This is a genomic window from Mesorhizobium sp. LEGMi-168a, assembly GCF_058312955.1.
The window spans coordinates 71,341-88,598 of sequence record NZ_JBZEGV010000002.1 but is presented as its reverse complement, the minus strand read 5'-3'; the positions used below and the strand labels follow the sequence as shown (position 1 = coordinate 88,598).

Here is a 17,258-nt window from a genome sequence, read left to right as displayed (position 1 = left end):
ACCTTCTCCCACAAGGGGAGAAGGTTGGGCGTCAGCGCTACGCCGCCTTCAGCCTCCCGCTGATGAACCGGAACTCCTGCGACCTGCCGCCAAAGCCGTAAGCCGCCGCCGGCACCTCATGGACCAGGGCATAGCTTTCCTCATGCACGCCGCCGAGCAGGCGCCCGAAGGCCTCGAAGACCGCCTTGAGATAGGCTTCGAGCTCGAGCTTGGTGTTGGTCCCGTCGACGACCTTGATGTCGAGCCAGAAGGTGTTGGTGCCATGCTCGGCGAGCGACTTGCCGCCGGCGAACCAGTGCTGCGGGTCGATATAGGAGACCGCGACCGCGGTGATGGTCGGGTCCTTGCGCAGATGCGTCGCCGTGATCTCCGTAATGTCCTTGGCGATCGCGGCGGACAGCTTGGCGTCCGGCTCGCCGGTGACGCTGACATTGATGATCGGCATTTCTTTCTCCTTCGGGTTTGACGGTCTCGCGCCGTCGATGGAAGGACCATGTCATTATCTACGCGTCAGAAAAATCGAATTGTTTTTGATAAATGCTTCGATAATATAGAATTATGGAAACGCTTGATCCCGACCTGCTCAAAACCTTTCTCGCTTTCGTCGACGGCGGCTCGCTGGCCAGGGCGGCGTCGGCTGTCGGCCGCTCGCCCTCTGCGGTCACCGCGCAGATGCAGCGCTTGGAAGAGATCGTCGGCGAGCCGCTGCTTAGCCCCCAGGGCAGGGGGCGCGGGCTGACGCCGGCCGGCGAGGACCTAGTCGGCCACGCGCGGCGCATCCTTGCCGTCCACACCGAGGCCTGGCTGGCGCTGAAGGGCGCGCGGGCCGGTGGCCGCATCGCCATCGGCACCACGCAGGATTTTGCCGATCATGGCCTGCCGGAGCTGTTGCGGGCCTTTGCCGGCAGCCATCCGCGTGTGCGGATCGAATTGCGCGTCGGCCGCTCCCAGGAACTCGGATCAGCGCTGCAGGCAGGCCAATTGGACCTCGCGATCACCATGCGCCATGCCCCATCTCCGGATGAAGCGGCCCTGATCAGCGAGCCGATGCTGTGGCTCTGCTCGGAAAAAGGGTTGGCGACGCGGCAGGAGGCGGTGCCACTGGCGCTGCTCGACCCTTATTGCGGCTTCAGGGAGGCTGCGCTCAATGCGCTCGATGCCGCTGGCCGCCGCTACCGCATCGCCGCCGGCAGCGCCAGCCTTGCCGGCCTGCGCACTGCGGTCAATGCCGGCATCGCGCTGACGCCGCGCACCCGGCGTTTCGCCCATTCCGGCATTGTCGAGGCGTCTCCCGATCTCGACCTCCCGCCGTTGCCGGTGGCCGACTTCGCCATCCGGCTTGGCCGCGAGGCCGGCCGGCCGGCGCGGGATCTGGCGGAGCTTCTCGGCAGCGGCCTGGCATTGCCGTCATGAACGAAAACCCGCCAGGAATTCCCCAAAGAAAAAGCCGACCTTTTTGCGGGTCGGCTTCTAGTCGGACGGGTCGAGGGGTTTGGGGGGACTTGGGGGGTGACCCGTCGAGCTAACAATGCCTGAGTCGGATGATGGTTCCGTGATTCAAAAAAATAATTTTACGAGCCCGCCGATTTCGCTCTGATCCAGTCGCGTCCGGCATGCGCAAAAACTGCGCAAAGCACGATGGCGCCGCCAATGATGCTGGCGATCGGCGGGATCTCGCCGAGGAACAGCAGGGCAAACAGGATGGCGAACGGCACTTCGGCCGAGCCGAGCAGGCCGGATTCGGCGGCAGGGATGAGTCGCGAGCCTTCCGTCCACAGGATCGAGGCCAGCGCGAAGGAGCAGCCGAAGGCAGCAAGCAGCACCACGTCGCGGGTTGAGACGGCCAACGGGTCGGTGACGAACCAGCCGAGCACGAAGAGCAGGAAGGCCGATACAGCGCCGGCCCAGACGACGGGCGAGTCGCGGAAGGCCCGCACCATGATCATGTAGAGGGCGCTGCCGGTGGTCATCAGCAGCGCCAGCCCGTCGCCGAACAGGTGGCCGCTGCCGAGGCCGCCGCCCACCATGATGGCGACGCCGCAGAGCGACACGGCCGCCGCCAGCATCGTCTGCAGCCGGAATTTTTCCCGCACCAGCAGGAAGGCAAGCAGCGCCGCGATGAACGGCGAGGTCGCATAGATGACCGCGACATTGGCGACATAGGTGAACTTGAAGGCCGAGATGAAGGCGATGCTGGCGGCAGCGCCTTCGACCGCCAGCAGCCAGCCGCGCCAGCCAAGTTTCAGGCTCTCGCGCCCGCCCGAACGGCGCCGCCGCCACAGCACATAAAGGGTGATCAGGATCGAGCCGAAGAAGCCGCGCCAGCAAGTGATGGTGAGCGGATCGGCATGGATCGACTTGGTCAGCGCGCCGGTGAGCGCGAAGGCGACGGCGGAAGCCGACACGAGGATGATGCCTAGCGTGCGTTCGGCAGCGGGGTCGGCTGCAGCAGTCTCGAATTTCTCCGGTGCCTCGAGCGTATCGGTCATGACACCAGACTATTTCGTTTCTGCTGACAACCTTCTGTCATGAGCCCTACACCCGTTTGCGGAAATGTTCGTTGCCGACGATCATCAGGCCGGCGCCGATGCACCCTTTCGCGGCTTTCGAGGATGACGACGTCGGCCATGCGGTCCGGCTGGGTTCGCGTAGAGGCGGCTCCGCCCCATCGGGCCCGCTGTGCCAGCTATACGAGCGAAAGCGTGTTCGGCGCTGTTCCAGCGCGGCGCTTGCGTTGGGGCAGGGGGCTCCGGGGGGCGAACTGGTAAGGCTGGGTCAGGCGCTCACTGCGTCGCCTGGTAGAGCTCTGAGGCCGCCTCTTTCAGCGCTCGCCTGCTATCCGGTCTGAGATACATCATGTGGCCGCCCTCGACGACGTCGAGGCGGATCGGCTTGGCGTCGGCGAGCGAGGGGATCTGGTTCACCAGATAGCGCGTGGCGAGATAGGGCGTGACGAGGTCGGTGTAGCCATTGACGATGACGACGCCGAGCGACGGGTTGAGCGAGCGCGCGCGCTGCAGGTCGTCCATCACGCCGGCATAGCCTTGTCCCGAAGTGCCGTAGTCCCAGTTGTGGCTGATCTCGCCGTTGAGCAGCCGGTAGCTGACATCGGTGCGATAGTTCAGCTCGTCGCGCGCATAGGCGACGAAGGCCGAGGTCAGCACCGGCACGCTGCGGTCGAGCACCGGGTCGGGCCCCTCGATGCGCGCGCTTTCAGGCGCAACATCGGCGGTACTGACCATGGCATCATAGGGGCTGAGCACCTTGCCCTTGGCGCGCTTGAACTCGCGGGCGAAGAGGCCTGTCGGGACGCGGGCGAAATTGCGCTCGACGAGGTCGAGCGGCAGGCCGGTGATCTCGGCCACGCGCCCGCTTGCGAGCTTGCCGCCTTGCTCCAGGCCGCTGTTGAGCGCCGTCAGGTAGTCGCCAAGCGCGTAGCGCTCGACCTCGGCAAGCTTGTCGCGCAAAGCGTCACCGGTGACGCCGTCGGTCTTCAACCGCGCCGCCGCCAGCGAAGGCAGTTCGAGCGCCCAGTGCAACTGGTCGAACTGGTCCGGCCGCACCAGCATGAACTCCAGCGCCGGCGAGATCAGCACGATGCCGCTGGGGCTGAGGCCCACATCCTCCTGCAGCGTCCTGGCAAGCAGCGCGGCGCGGAAGCCGCCATAGCTTTCGCCGGCGAGGAAGAGCGGCGAAGCGGTGCGGCCGTTCTGCGCGAGATAGAGCCGGATGAAGGCGCCGACCGAGCTGGCGTCCTGGTCGACGCCCCAGAACGCCTTCGTGTCCTGGCCCGGCGCCTCGCGGCTATAGCCGGTGCCGACCGGATCGACGAAGACGAGATCGGTCATGTCGAGCCAGCTGTCGGGATTGTCGATCAGCTTTTGCGGCGGCAGCAGGAATTCGCCGTCGGCCGCGGTCGCGACGATGCGCGGGCCGATCGCGCCGAGATGCAGATAGGCCGAAGCCGCGCCCGGCCCGCCGTTGAAGACGAAGGTGATCGGACGCTCCTTCGCCGGGGCGGGCGACTGCTGTGTGTAGGCGACGTAGAAGATTTCCGCCGTGACCTCGCCCTTGCCGGACAGCAGCGACAGCGTGCCGGCCTTGGCCTGGTAGTCGAGCTTGCGCCCGCCGAGCGTGACAGAATGCTCGGTCACCTGCGGCGGCGGCAAAAGCGACAGCACGCCGCCGGCGGGTGCCGGCCGTTCGGGTGTTTCGGCGAGGGCTGGCTGCGCGAAGGCTGTGAGCGCTAGGAGAATGATGGGGAAGAGCTTGGACCGCATGAGGCCTCCGCAGGAACGACCTCCGCAAAGGTATGGCCGGGGCGGCCGAAGTCAAAGGGGGGAGCGGATGAGTGTCTCGTCTTTGCGAGCGTCGCATTCCTTCGCGCCCCCCTCTGTCCTGCCGGACATCTCCCCCACAAGGGGGGAGATTGGCAGCTTCGGCGCGCCGCTCGCTACTGCAACGTTGGAGATTGGCGAAAGCCAGGGCGACGTCTGATCTCCCCCAAGTGGGGGAGATGGCCGGCAGGCCAGAGGGGGGCGCTGTCCCGCCAGCCTTTGGCTATTTGATGATGCTACCTTTGAGCAGCGAACTCACCCCTCCGCAAACGCCCGCTCCAGCGCCACCACATCGATCTTCACCATCCCAAGCATCGCCTCTGTGGCGCGTTTGGCGCGCTCGCGGTCGGGATGCGCGGCCATGTCGCCGAGGATTTTTGGCACGATCTGCCACGACAGGCCCCAGCGGTCCTTCAGCCAGCCGCATTGCTCGGGCTTGCCGCCATTGTCGAGAAAGGCGTTCCAGATGCGGTCGATCTCGGCCTGGCTCTCGAGTTCGACCAGGATCGAGAAGGAATGGTTGAACGGGTCGAGCGGACCGGCTTCGAGTGCGATGAAATTCTGGTCGTCGAGCACGAATTCGATGATCTTGACGCTGCCGGCGGGGCCGCTCGGATTGTCCGCCGCCACGTCGGTCATACGCCCGATCGCCGAGTTGGGAATGGTGGCGACATAGAATTCCGCCGCCTGCCGCGCGTCCTTTTCGAACCACAGATGCGAGGTCACCTTGGCCATGCTGGATCTCCTTCCTGTCTGACAACGACCGAAGGACGTTCAGGTTTCGCCCGATCCGACAGGGCATTCTTCGCGCCGTTGCCCTAATTGCTGGTATGGCGTTCCTTCGCGTCCGCCTGAGAGAGTGCTATCAGCCCTAGGAAGCTTTCGACCGGGAACAGAAAAAATGGATGCAACAGCGCTCAAGGCCATGCAGGCGCCGCTGAAGGAAGCCTATCGCGACGATGCCGCGCGGGCACTGATCACGCTCAGGGCGCGCGGAACGCTCGACGATCAGTCGATCGCCTGCAAGGTGGAGACGGGCAGGGCGCTTGCCGTGGCAGGGCTCCATCCGGCCACCGGCGGCTCGGGGCTTGAGCTTTGCTCGGGCGACATGCTGCTCGAAGCGCTGGTCGCCTGCGCCGGCGTGACGCTGAAGGCGGTGGCGACGGCGCTGGAGTTCAAGCTCGGCAACGCTTCGGTCGAGGCCGAAGGCGACCTCGATTTTCGCGGCACGCTCGGCGTTGCCCGTGACGCGCCGGTCGGTTTTCGGGAGATCCGGCTGAAGTTCAATCTCGACACCGATGAGCCGCAGGAGCGTATCGATTCGCTGCTAAAACTCACCGAGCGCTACTGCGTGGTGTTCCAGACGATCAACAACAGACCGGTGTTGTCGGTCAGCGCACGGCGCTGACGCTGCCAATCTCCCCCCTTGTGGGGGAGATGCCCGGCAGGGCAGAGGGGGGCGCTGTCCCGCCGGCGTTCAAACATTCGGCAGGCAAAACTCTAAAATTTTCAGATACAAGCGTCAGATAGTCGACTGAGGTCGGCGTTCCTTCGCGCCCCCCTCTGGCCTGCCGGCCATCTCCCCCACAAGGGGGGAGATCAGCAGTTGCCACGCCTCGCGCTACTGCGCCGACGGCTCCTCGGCGTCCCCTTCATCGGTAAACGGCGAGGCGCTCGGCACGCATTGCACGGCCCAGCCCTGCGGTGTCGGCTGCTTCTGATATTCGGTGATGGCGTTGGTGCACTGTTCGCGGGTGTCGAAGGTGCTGGGCAGCACCACCATGCCGCCTTGCGGGCCAGCGATGACCAGATACCAGACCAACGCTACGCTGGGAGTGGCAGCCATGGAAATTCCTCTTTGCTGTGTCGGAGTCGGACCGATCCTAGCAACTCCCCACAGATGGCGAAAGCAGGGCGGCGGAACACGCTTCCGCCGACCCGTTCACAGACCCGTGAACAGCCTGTTCCTGCCCGTGTTCACTCGACGGCGAAGCAGTAGAACAGGCCATCGCCACCGGTGCCCTTCAGCGCGTCCTGGCTGCAGCCGCCGCGCGAGGCGTGGGAAGAATTCCACGACTTCGCCGCTACCGAATCGTCCAGCCCGGTGCGGTCGTGATGGCCCATCATCGCCACCCCTTCGGCGCCGCTCATCGTCCAGTCGCCGCAGGTCTGGTCGGCGATCTTCGTGCCGTCGGGCTTCGAGCCGGTCAGCATGTCGTGCCGGTTGGGCTTGTCGCCGCGGCCGTTGACCACTTCGCCTTTCTCGTTGAGCGCCGTCTGCTTGGTGACGAGGTTGGCGTCGCTGTGCAGCGAGGCGACATCGTCGGCGATCTTCTCGCCCTTGGCGTTGAACCAAGGACCCTTACCGATGCGGTCGCGCGCATCCTCGGTGCTGGAGGAGAGATAGGCGTGCCAGGTCTTGCCGGTGACGCCGGCCGCTTCCGCGAGCGAAGCGCAATGCGCGTCAGCGCCCTTCAACCCGCCGAGATCGGCGCCCTTGCCGGAGCCGACACTGGTGACGAAGAAACTCATCTTGGCGTCTTGCGACAGCGCCGCGCCTGCCGTGGCGGCGAGTGCGGCGGCAGCGGCGGTGGCGGCAACGAGAAGAAGTCTGCGCATGTCGGTCCTCCGGTTTCGAATGTTTTACATTCGAAGAACGTAGCCGGAGGCCTGTTTAATCCGCCTCTAAACCGGAATTATTCGGGCTGTCGGTAGGCGACGAAGCGGTTGTGCTTGGCCTGGAAGATCAGGCCGGTCTCCTTCAGCTCGGGGCTTGCCAGCGGCACGATGCGCCTGGCGATCTCGGAGGGATGCGGCAGCGTCTCCGGGTCCTCGCCGGGCATGGCCTGCGCGCGCATAGCGGTGCGAACCGCGCCTGGATCGACGGCATTGATCCTGAGCGGCAGGCTCTCGGTCTCCTTCGCCCAGGAACGCGCCATCGTCTCGACCGCCGCCTTGGAGGCCGCGTAGGGCGCCCAGAACGCGCGCGCCGAATGGGCGGAGGAGGCGGACATGATGATGGCGCGGCCGGCGTCGGAGAGCCTGAGCAGCGGGTCGACCGAGCGGATCAATCGCCAGGTCGCGGTGACGTTGATCGCCATCACCTTCTCGAAGGTCTTGGCTTCGACATGGCCGATCGGCGAGATCACGCCGAGGATGGCGGCATTGGCCACCAAAATGTCGAGCTTGCCCCAGCGCTCATGAATCGCTCCGCCGAGCCGGTCGATGCCCACCATGTCGGTAAGGTCGAGCGGCACCAGTGTCGCCTGTCCGCGGCCATCGGCCTTGATCTGGTCGTCGAGCTCTTCCAGCCCGCCCACGGTGCGGGCAACGGCAACCACATGCGCGCCGGCGGCGGCCAGTTCCCTGGCGATGAAATAACCGATGCCGCGCGAGGCGCCGGTGACGACCGCCACGCGGCCGGAAAGGTCGAGGGTCATGTGAGAGATTCCGTGAGGTCGGCGTGAAGCACCCCCCTCTGCCCTGCCGGGCATCTCCCCCTCAGGGGGGGAGATTGGATTTCACCAGCGCTGGCGCTTGCTCTGCGGCCTTGGCAATTGGCGAAAGCCTCGAGTTCAGCCGATCTCCCCCCTTGAGGGGGAGATGTCCGGCAGGACAGAGGGGGGTAGCTTGGCGAATACAACGGTAGTCTGGCAGCCCTACGACCCGCTCGACGCCAGCAGCGACAGCGTGCGCACATTGTCGTGGCCTTCGAAGTCGAGCAGGCGGGTCGGGTACTGTCCGGTGAAGCAGGCGTCGCAGAACTGCGGCTGGTCATTGTCGCGGCGTGCCTCGCCAACGGCGCGGTAGAGCCCGTCGATCGACAGGAAGCCGAGCGAATCGACGCGGATGAACTCGGCCATCTCCTCGACCGACATGCGCGATGCAAGCAACTTCGACTTCTCCGGCGTGTCGACGCCGTAGAAGCACGACGCGCGGGTCGGCGGCGAGGCGATGCGCATATGCACTTCCCTGGCGCCGGCGTCGCGCACCATCTGCACGATCTTCTGGCTGGTGGTGCCGCGCACGATGGAATCATCGACCAGCACCACGCGCTTGCCTTCGATCATGCGCCGGTTGGCGTTGTGCTTGAGCTTGACGCCCATGTGGCGGATGGAATCGCCCGGCTGGATGAAGGTACGGCCGACATAGTGGTTGCGGATGATACCGAGCTCGAAGGGAATGCCCGCGGCCTGGGAAAAGCCGATCGCGGCCGGCGTGCCGGAATCCGGCACCGGCACGACGATGTCGGCCTCGACCGGGCTTTCCTGCGCCAGTTCGGCGCCGATGCGCTTGCGCACCTCGTAGACGTTGCGGCCCTCGACCGAGGAATCCGGCCGCGCGAAATAGACATATTCGAAGATGCAGAAGCGGGTCTTCTGCGGCTCGAACGGGAACAGGCTCTCGATGCCCTTGGCGGTGACGACCACCATCTCGCCGGGCTTGATGTCGCGCACGAAGCGGGCGCCGATGATGTCGAGCGCGCAGGTTTCGGAAGCGAGAATCCAGGCGCCGTCGAGATCGCCCAGCACCAGCGGCCGGATGCCGAGCGGGTCGCGGCAGCCGATCATCTTCTTGGCCGTCATCGCCACCAGCGAGAAGGCGCCCTCGACCTGGCGCACCGCGTCGATGAAGCGCGAATTCAAATCGCGCTCCTTGCTGGTCGCCACCAGATGCAGCAGCGTCTCGGTGTCGGAGGTCGAGGAGAAGATCGAGCCCTGCTTTTGCAGCGCGCGCTGCACGGTGAGCGCATTGGTGAGGTTGCCGTTGTGGGCAACGGCGAGGCCGCCTTCGGCGAGCTCGGCGAAGAAGGGCTGGATGTTGCGTATGCCGGCGCCGCCGGTGGTGGCGTAGCGCGTGTGGCCGATGGCGCGGTTGCCCTGCAGGCTGTCGATGACGCGCTGCTTGGTGAAGGTGTCGCCGATCAGGCCGACATGGCGTTCGACGTGGAACTGGGTGCCGTCATAGGAGACGATGCCGGCTGCTTCCTGGCCACGATGCTGCAGAGCGTGAAGCCCGAGCGTGACGATGGCCGCCGCGTCCTGCCGGCCGAAAATGCCGAACACGCCGCATTCGTCGTGGAAATGATCATCGGCCTCGGCGGAAAGCACGTCGTCTGCGTCTGCCTTCGAAACTGCCATGTGGGGCTCAAGCTCCGCTAAAATCGCCATATAAGGCGGTCGCTCGTCGAAAGCAACGCACACCGATCAGCATTCACAAAATGCCTCAGGCCAGCGCGAATGCATGTCGCCCAAAAGTGCGCAGCGGTTTTGAGAAAACGACATGCATCAAAACAAAGCCTTAAAGCGCGTCGTCTGAATCCGTTTCAGCGTGACGCGCTTTGGCGCTGGCCTGGATTCAGTTTGCTGGCGCTGGAGCAGGGGCGGGTGCCGGAGTGGCAGGGGCCGGCTCGTTGTCGGCCGGAGCCTCGCCTTCGCTGTCGTCGGGCGCCGGCGCGTTGTCTTCGCCGGTCGCCGGCGGTTCGGCCGTGGGCTGGTCGGTGGTCGCCGGCGCCTCGGTCGTGGCCGTGCCCTTATGCGTATATTTGTTGACCAGCTCTTCCGTGTTCTCGGGCAGCACGCTTTCGAGCTTGGCGCCGATGGTCTCGAGCAACGGCCGCGACTTGGCATTGGCGACCCACGCGGGCGCCTTGGCGCCGGCCAGCCAGTTGAAGAACAAAAGCGCCACCGCGACGACCAGGACGCCGCGCGCCGCGCCGTAGAGGAAGCCGAGCGTCCGGTCGAGCGCGCCGATGCGCGAATCGATGATCCAGTCGGCGATCTTCATGGTGATCACCGAAACCACGATCAGCGCGATGACGAAGACAATGCCGGCTGCCGCCGCCATGGCGATCTTGTCGTTGTCGACATAGGGCTGAACGTAGGGCAGCACCGGCTTGTAGAAGAAAAAGGCCGCCGCCGCCGCCGCTGCCCAGGAGACCACCGACAGCACCTCGCGGGAAAAGCCGCGCACCATGGCAAGCATCGCCGAGACCAGGGTGAAGCCGACGAGAATTCCGTCAAGCAGCGTAATCGGCATGTCTTTCGCCCCACATCATGAGCCGCATCACTCCCCCCCGTCGGCGCGGCTGCGCCGTGAGCCGGCTATGCGCGCCACGAGGTCGGAAAGCTCGGTGGGCTGGAAAGCGCCGGCCGCGATTCCCCCGGCCCCATTACCGCCAACGACTTCCTCGCTGCCGAGCGGCAGCACCGCGCTTCCGAAACCCAGCTTTTCGGCCTCCTTGAGACGCTGCTGCGCATGCGCAACCGGCCTCACAGCGCCCGAAAGGCTGATTTCGCCGAAATAGACGCAATCGGCGGGAAGGGCAAGACCGGTGAGCGAGGAAACAAGTGCCGCGGCGACCGCAAGATCGGCCGCCGGCTCCGAGATGCGGTAGCCGCCGGCGACGTTGAGATAGACATCGTGCTGGCCGAAACGCACGCCGCAATGCGCTTCCAGCACCGCCAGCACCATCGAGAGCCGCGCGCCGTCCCAGCCGACGACGGCGCGCCGCGGCGTGCCGAGCGAGGAAGGCGCCACCAGCGCCTGGATCTCGACCAGCACCGGCCGCGTGCCCTCCATCCCGGCGAAAACCGCGGCGCCCGGCGACTTCGCGTGCCGCTCGCCGAGGAACAGCTCGGACGGATTGGCGACCTCGCGCAGGCCTTTGTCCGACATCTCGAAGACGCCGATCTCGTCGGTCGGCCCAAAACGGTTCTTCACCGTGCGCAGGATGCGGAAGTGATGGTTGCCCTCACCTTCGAAATAGAGCACGCCGTCGACCATGTGCTCGACTACGCGCGGCCCGGCGATCTGGCCTTCCTTGGTGACATGGCCGACAAGCACGATCGCGGCACCCGTGGATTTCGCATAGCGGATCATCGCCTGGGCGGCGGCGCGCACTTGGGTGACGGTGCCCGGCGCCGAATCGGCAAGGTCGGTCCACAGCGTCTGGATGGAATCGAGGATGACGAGGTCCGGCCGCTTGCCGTCGGCGATCGTTGCAAGGATGTCCTCGACATTGGTCTCGGCGGCGAGCTCGACCGGCGTCGACGCGACGCCAAGGCGCTGCGCCCTGAGCCTGATCTGCGCCACCGCCTCCTCGCCCGAAACATAGACGATGCGGTGGCCTTTCGAGGCAAGCGCGGCGGCGGCTTGCGTCAGCAACGTCGACTTGCCGATGCCGGGGTCGCCGCCGACCAGAAGTGCCGAGCCGCGCACGAAGCCGCCGCCGGTGGCGCGGTCGAGCTCGCCGATGCCCGAAACGATGCGCGGCGCGTCCTCGATGTCGCCCGACAGGCTGGTCAGCACCACGGCGCGGCCCTTGCGGGCGTTGCGCGTGTTCGCCGGCCCCGAGCCGATGCCGCCGGCCGTGCCTTCCTCGACCAGCGTGTTCCACTCGCCGCAGGCATCGCATTTGCCGGCCCAGCGCTGATGCACCGATCCGCAATTCTGGCAGATGAACTGAACGCGGGATTTGGCCACGCTGTTACCTTTTCGGCTTCCGGCGGGCGTCGCGTTCCTTCGCGCCCCCCTCTGTCCTGCCGGACATCTCCCCCACAAGGGGGGAGATCAGACGACACGACGGCTTTCGCCAATTTTCAGCGTCGCAGAAAAGAATGCCGGCGGGCGCGACAGCCAATCTCCCCCCCAGTGGGGGAGATGTCCGGCAGGACAGAGGGGGGCGCCGTAGAGCGCCATGGCCTGCTATTCCTGCTGCTGTTGCTACGGTCGCGACCACGAGCCTACTCAAACCTTTCCGGCAGATGATGCTCTTCCGCCAGATCCGAGAACCGCGTGAATTCGCCGTGGAAGGCGAGGCTGACGGTGCCCGTCGGTCCGTGGCGCTGCTTGGCCACGATGCACTCGGCCTTGCCGCGCGCCTCGTTCATCTCGTTTTCCCACTTGATGTATTCATCGGTGCCGAGCTTCGGCTCGCGGTTCTTGAGGTAGTATTCCTCGCGATAGACGAACAGCACCACGTCGGCGTCCTGCTCGATGGAACCTGATTCGCGCAGGTCCGACAGCTGCGGGCGTTTGTCGTCGCGGCTTTCGACCTGACGCGACAGCTGCGACAGCGCGATGATCGGCACGCCGAGCTCCTTGGCCAGTGCCTTCAGGCCCGTGGTGATCTCGGTGATTTCCTGCACGCGGTTCTGCGAGGCGCGGGCTGACGAGCCTTGCATCAGCTGGATATAGTCGATGACGATCAGGTCGAGGCCGCGCTGGCGCTTCAGCCGCCGCGCGCGGGCGGAAAGCTGCGCGATCGAGATACCGCCGGTTTGGTCGATGAACAGCGGGATCTTCTGCATCGTCTGCGAGCAGGCGACCAGCTTCTCGAAATCCATTTCGGTGATCTCGCCGCGGCGGATCTTCGACGACGAAATCTCGGTCTGCTCGGAGATGATGCGGGTGGCGAGCTGCTCCGACGACATTTCGAGCGAGAAGAAGCCGACGACGCCGCCATTGGCGGCCTTGAACGAACCGTCGGCCTGCTGCGCCGGCACATAGGCCTCGGCGATGTTGAAGGCGATGTTGGTGGCCAAAGAGGTCTTGCCCATGCCTGGACGGCCGGCAAGCACGATCAGGTCGGAGGGCTGCAGGCCGCCCATGCGACGGTCGAGGTCGCGCAGACCGGTGGCGATGCCCGACAGATGGCCGTCGCGCATATAGGCGGCATTGGCCATGTCGACGGCGGTCTTGACCGCATCGTTGAAACTCTCGAAGCCGCCGTCGTAGCGGCCGGTCTCCGCCAGCTCGAACAGGCGCCGCTCGGCGTCCTCGATCTGGTCGGAGGGCGACATGTCGACCGGCGCATCATAGGCGATGTTGACCATGTCCTCGCCGACGGTGATCAGCGCCCGGCGAGTCGCTAGGTCGTAGATGGCGCGGCCGTAATCGGTGGCGTTGACGACGGTGACGGCCTCGACGGCCAGCCGTACGACATATTGCGCCACCGTCATGTCGCCGACTTTTTCTTCGGCGGGAAGGAAGGTCTTCAGCGTGATCGGCGTCGCGATCTTGCCCATGCGGATGAGCTCGGCCGCGACCTCGAAGATCCGGCGGTGCAGCGGTTCGTAGAAATGCGCCGGCTTGAGGAAATCGGAAACGCGGTAGAAGGCGTCGTTGTTGACGAGGATGGCGCCGAGCAGCGCCTGCTCGGCCTCGATGTTGTTCGGTGCCTCGCGATAGAGCGGTTGTTCCGCCACGCCGAGTTTCAGTGCCGCCTCTGCCATGATATCCCTGATTTCGATCTCGCTTATCCTCGATAACAAGAACGAGATGAGTCGGTGCTGACCTTTCTGCATCATTGCACGACCAATCGGCCTTGATGCCCGTTGTTCACAGGAACGGCGAACCGTCCACAGGACAGTATTCCGGTGACCCGATTCCAGTTGACTCGGCAAGGGGCGATTTTTATGCGCAAGCCCGGAACAAAGCAAGAACAATTTGATCGGCCAGTTGCTAATGGAGATCGCTCACGGCAGGCCCCTCATGCGCATGGGGTACGGGGTCGCTAACGTTCGCAGTTAGTCGAAAATCCTTGTCAGGTCGTCATCCTATGGCGGAGCAAGGAGCGAAGCGACGCGGCGCAGACCATAGGATCCATGCTGTTACCTGCAAGCGCTGCAGCGGTGCAAAACGGCCTCCGTTCTGCACCGTCTTTATCCCTTGCGCCGTCACGGAATGGATCCTCGGGTCTGCGCGCCACTTCGCGTCGCTCCGCCCGTGGATGACGAAGTTCGAGCGCTTCGGATAATCGCCAAAGTAGCGACCAGCGCATCGACGACGCGACCTCTCTCAATGTCGTCGGCCTACGCGGCCTATCCCAGCGTATCGCCCCAGTCCGCCCGCCGCGCCGCCTTGAACAATTCGCCGTCGCGCTTGCTGAGCAGGCGCTCGCCTGCTTGGCCGCCCGGCTGGCAGAGCTTGAGCACGACCTTGCCCGAACCGCCCTTCGGCGGCGCAACCACCCGCGCCGCGCGCGCCGGCGCCGGCTGCCGCGACGCGGCGAGATAGATGAACTTCTCGTCCTCCCATGGCACGTCGGCCTCCTTGGCCAGCCGATGCAGGCGCGAGCGGGCGACGCGGCGCGCAAAGTGGCACCAGTCGGGCGGAACGAGCGGGCAGGGCGCTTCGTGCGGGCAGGGCGCCGAGACATGCGCTCCCGCCTCGATCAACTGCGTTCGCACGGCAAGGATGCGCTGCCAGCCGGCGGGCGTGCCGGGCTCGACGATGAGCAGCGTGTCGGCCGTCAACCGCCAGAGCCGGTCGACAAGCTTGGGCAGCGAAGCCGGTACGATCTCGTCCAGAACATAGGCCGCGCTGACGAGGTCGGCGGGCTCGATCCCATCGAGATCGATGGTGGCGTCGCCGGCGATCCAACTGGTCCGGGCCGCGATCCCGTCGGCGGCCAGCGACTCGCCGATCTTGCGCACCGCGGCACTCGCCTCGACCAGAACCGCCTGCTCGAGCTCCGGATATGCGTCAGCCGTGGCCCAAAGCATGGTGCCAGGCCCGGCGCCGATATCGAGCAGGCTTTTCGGCTCGAAATCGGGTCGGGCCTCGCTCAGCGCGTCGAGGCTGGTGCGCACGGCGGCATAGGTGGCGGGCAGCCTGGTCGCCAGGTAAGCCTTCACCGCCATGTCTTCGCCCATATGCAGACGGCCGTCGCGCAGCTCGGCGCGGTAGCGTTGCGAAAGCGTGCGCGCGGCCTGTTTCAGTGCCGGCAGCGGCACCTTTTCGAGCAGGCTGTCGACGCCTTGCCGGAGCGGGACGGGCAGTTCCAATTCAGGCTCCCCGAGGCGTGAGCAGGATGACCGAGGCGCCGACGATGCAGAGCAGGGCGCCGCCGAGATCCCAGCGGTCGGGCCGCACCCCTTCCACCAGCCACAGCCAGGCGAGCGAGGCGGCGATGTAGATGCCGCCATAGGCCGCATAGGCGCGGCCGGCGGCGTTCGTGTCGACCAGCGCCAAAAGGAAACCGAACAGCGCCAGCGACACCAGACCGGGCACCAGCCAGAGCGGCGACTTTTCCAGCCGCCACCAGGCCCAGAAGGAAAAGCAGCCGGCGATCTCGGCGAGAGCGGCTGCAATGTAGATGAGATATGTCATGACAGAACCGGTATCGTTTGCCGGGACTTGTCACAAGACATGGCGGGAATGGCAAGACTGGCCACGCTGGCGGGACAGCGCCCCCCTCTGTCCTGCCGGACATCTCCCCCACAAGGGGGGAGATCGGATGTCGCGCCGGCTTTCGCTAATCGCCGACGTTGCAGGATGGGCGGCAAGAACGAAGCTGCCAATCTCCCCCCAAGTGGGGGAGATGTCCGGCAGGACAGAGGGGGGCGCGAAGGAACGCGGCGCTTAACCTTTGCGCGCCACAGCGAGTTGGCCTTTTTTCTACTCCACCGCCTTGCGGCGCCGGGTGGGTTTCGCGGCGACAGGAGCCGGCTCCTGATGGCCCATGTCGCGCATTTCCAGCGCCTTCTCGCATTTGGCCATATAGTCGCGCGTCATCGGCAGCGTGTCGTTCTTCTTGGCAATCTGGAACTGGAAGATCACCAGGTCCTGCCAGCGGAAGGCGGCCTCCGAGGCGGCGAGGTAGAATTCCCACATGCGGCAGAAGCGCTCGTCATAGATCGCCTTGGCCTTGTCGCGGTTGGCGGCAAAGCGCATGCCCCAGTGCTTCAGTGTATCGGCGTAGTGAAGCCTCAGAATCTCAATGTCTGTGACGACGAGGCCGGACTTCTCGATCGCCGGCATCACTTCGGAAAGTGCCGGGATGTAGCCGCCCGGGAAGATGTATTTGCGGACGAAGGCGCTGGTCGCCCACGGCACGCCGGACCGGCCGATCGTGTGGAGCAGCATCACGCCGTCCGGTTTCAACAGGGTAGCCGCCTTTTCGAAGAAGGTGCGGTAGTGGTTGACGCCGACATGCTCGAACATGCCGACCGAGACGATGTGGTCGAAGCGTTCGTTGAGCGCGCGATAATCCTTGAGGTCGAAATGCACGCGGTCCTGCAGACCCATCGCATGCGCGCGGTCGGTGGCCACGCCATGCTGCTCGGTCGACAGCGTCACGCCCTGCACGTCGACGTCGAAGGTCTTGGCGAGATAGAGGCCAAGCCCGCCCCAGCCGGAACCGATGTCGAGCACCGTCTGGCCAGGCTTCAACCTGAGCTTGGCGGCGATGTGGCGCTTCTTGGCGACCTGCGCTTCGTCCAGCGTCATGTCTGGCTGTTCGAAATAGGCGCAGGAATACTGCATGTCCTCATCGAGGAAGAGCTTGTAGAGCTCGCCGGACAGGTCGTAGTGGCGCTGCACGTTGCGGCGCGAGCGCGCGGCGGTATTGATCTGCTGCAGGCGGCGGAACGCGTGGCGCAGGCCCTCGATCGCTTTCGACCACGTGGCGTCGATGCCGCCGCTGCCCATGTTCTGGAAGGCAATGCGCATCATGCCGAGCACGCCACCCTCGAGAATGTCGAGTTCGCCGTCCATATAGGCTTCCGGCACCGCCAGCATCGGATCGAAGGAGATGGCGCGCTCGGCATGCCTGGTCTTGATGTGCATGTGCACCGGCTCGCCGCTGCCGTCGCCGAACGTGACCGCCGAGCCCTTCGGCCCCGTCACCTTGAGGTTGCCGACCCGCACCAGGCGGTCGAGAATGCGTTTCAACAGGATATTCATGCCAACCGTCCCTCAAGCGTCAGACCGGCTTTCGCGCGTGGCCCGAAATCGGCACGGTTTCGGGAGGGTCCTGCGCAAAGCCACAGGTACTACGGCGTCATTTGTGCGTCCAAAGGACGCGCGACGCTGTAGTCTGCCTCAAGATATAGGGTTCGAAAAGTTCCATTTGGCATAAAAATGCCCGGGTCGTGCGCCCGGGCGTTAGTCCAGAAATTCTGGAGAGCCTGCGGG

16 protein-coding genes are annotated in these 17,258 nt (G+C 65.3%); 2 read left to right on the top strand and 14 right to left on the bottom strand.

Annotated features, from left to right (window positions below):
• Positions 1-37 precede the first annotated feature (37 nt).
• The gene (locus AC4FWB_RS03765; RefSeq protein ID WP_491024435.1) at positions 38-445 is read right to left on the bottom strand and encodes a tautomerase family protein; all 408 of its coding nucleotides are present in this window, start codon (positions 443-445) and stop codon (positions 38-40) included.
• Positions 446-558: 113 nt separating this feature from the next.
• On the opposite strand from AC4FWB_RS03765, the gene AC4FWB_RS03760 reads away from it, so the two are divergent.
• On the top strand, positions 559-1,413 hold the full coding sequence (locus tag AC4FWB_RS03760) for a LysR substrate-binding domain-containing protein (RefSeq protein ID WP_491024434.1): 855 nt from the start codon (positions 559-561) through the stop codon (positions 1,411-1,413).
• Positions 1,414-1,571: 158 nt separating this feature from the next.
• On the opposite strand, the gene AC4FWB_RS03755 is transcribed toward AC4FWB_RS03760, so the two are convergent.
• From AC4FWB_RS03755 to AC4FWB_RS03745, 3 genes are all read right to left on the bottom strand, one after another.
• Positions 1,572-2,489 (bottom strand): DMT family transporter, encoded by a 918-nt coding sequence (locus AC4FWB_RS03755; protein WP_491024433.1) that lies wholly within the window; start codon positions 2,487-2,489, stop codon positions 1,572-1,574.
• A gap of 294 nt (positions 2,490-2,783) precedes the next feature.
• Positions 2,784-4,280, bottom strand: a complete 1,497-nt coding sequence (locus tag AC4FWB_RS03750) for a S10 family peptidase (protein WP_491024432.1) — start codon at positions 4,278-4,280, stop codon at positions 2,784-2,786.
• 312 nt (positions 4,281-4,592) lie between these two features.
• Positions 4,593-5,072 carry a VOC family protein gene (locus AC4FWB_RS03745; protein ID WP_491024431.1) on the bottom strand — a complete coding sequence of 160 codons (480 nt, stop codon included), beginning with the start codon at positions 5,070-5,072 and terminating at the stop codon, positions 4,593-4,595.
• Between the two features lie 166 nt (positions 5,073-5,238).
• Here AC4FWB_RS03745 and AC4FWB_RS03740 point away from each other — a divergent pair, with 166 nt between their 5' ends.
• A complete protein-coding gene (locus AC4FWB_RS03740; RefSeq protein WP_491024430.1) occupies positions 5,239-5,745 on the top strand; it encodes an OsmC family protein in 507 nt (168 codons plus the stop codon).
• Positions 5,746-5,958: 213 nt separating this feature from the next.
• Here the strand turns inward: AC4FWB_RS03740 and AC4FWB_RS03735 are convergent, their stop codons facing one another.
• The 10 genes from AC4FWB_RS03735 to AC4FWB_RS03690 form a co-directional block, all read right to left on the bottom strand.
• Positions 5,959-6,183, bottom strand: coding sequence for a hypothetical protein (locus tag AC4FWB_RS03735; RefSeq protein ID WP_040984608.1), 225 nt, complete (start codon positions 6,181-6,183; stop codon positions 5,959-5,961).
• A 131-nt stretch (positions 6,184-6,314) separates the two neighbouring features.
• Entirely contained in the window at positions 6,315-6,956 is a 642-nt protein-coding gene (locus AC4FWB_RS03730; protein ID WP_491024428.1) for a hypothetical protein, read from the bottom strand.
• Between the two features lie 77 nt (positions 6,957-7,033).
• A complete protein-coding gene (locus AC4FWB_RS03725; RefSeq protein ID WP_491024427.1) occupies positions 7,034-7,777 on the bottom strand; it encodes an SDR family NAD(P)-dependent oxidoreductase in 744 nt (247 codons plus the stop codon).
• 219 nt (positions 7,778-7,996) lie between these two features.
• Positions 7,997-9,478, bottom strand: a complete 1,482-nt coding sequence (purF, locus tag AC4FWB_RS03720; protein WP_491024426.1) for an amidophosphoribosyltransferase — start codon at positions 9,476-9,478, stop codon at positions 7,997-7,999.
• A 217-nt stretch (positions 9,479-9,695) separates the two neighbouring features.
• The gene (locus AC4FWB_RS03715) at positions 9,696-10,376 is read right to left on the bottom strand and encodes a CvpA family protein (RefSeq protein WP_491024425.1); all 681 of its coding nucleotides are present in this window, start codon (positions 10,374-10,376) and stop codon (positions 9,696-9,698) included.
• Between the two features lie 27 nt (positions 10,377-10,403).
• Entirely contained in the window at positions 10,404-11,822 is a 1,419-nt protein-coding gene (radA, locus tag AC4FWB_RS03710; protein WP_491024424.1) for a DNA repair protein RadA, read from the bottom strand.
• A 260-nt stretch (positions 11,823-12,082) separates the two neighbouring features.
• On the bottom strand, positions 12,083-13,573 hold the full coding sequence (locus tag AC4FWB_RS03705; RefSeq protein ID WP_491024423.1) for a replicative DNA helicase: 1,491 nt from the start codon (positions 13,571-13,573) through the stop codon (positions 12,083-12,085).
• A 588-nt stretch (positions 13,574-14,161) separates the two neighbouring features.
• Positions 14,162-15,127 (bottom strand): small ribosomal subunit Rsm22 family protein, encoded by a 966-nt coding sequence (locus AC4FWB_RS03700; protein ID WP_491024422.1) that lies wholly within the window; start codon positions 15,125-15,127, stop codon positions 14,162-14,164.
• 1 nt (position 15,128) lies between these two features.
• Positions 15,129-15,452 (bottom strand): YnfA family protein, encoded by a 324-nt coding sequence (locus tag AC4FWB_RS03695; protein ID WP_491024420.1) that lies wholly within the window; start codon positions 15,450-15,452, stop codon positions 15,129-15,131.
• Between the two features lie 288 nt (positions 15,453-15,740).
• Complete coding sequence (locus tag AC4FWB_RS03690) at positions 15,741-17,027, bottom strand: cyclopropane fatty acid synthase (protein WP_491024419.1); 1,287 nt, start codon at positions 17,025-17,027, stop codon at positions 15,741-15,743.
• Positions 17,028-17,258 lie beyond the last annotated feature (231 nt).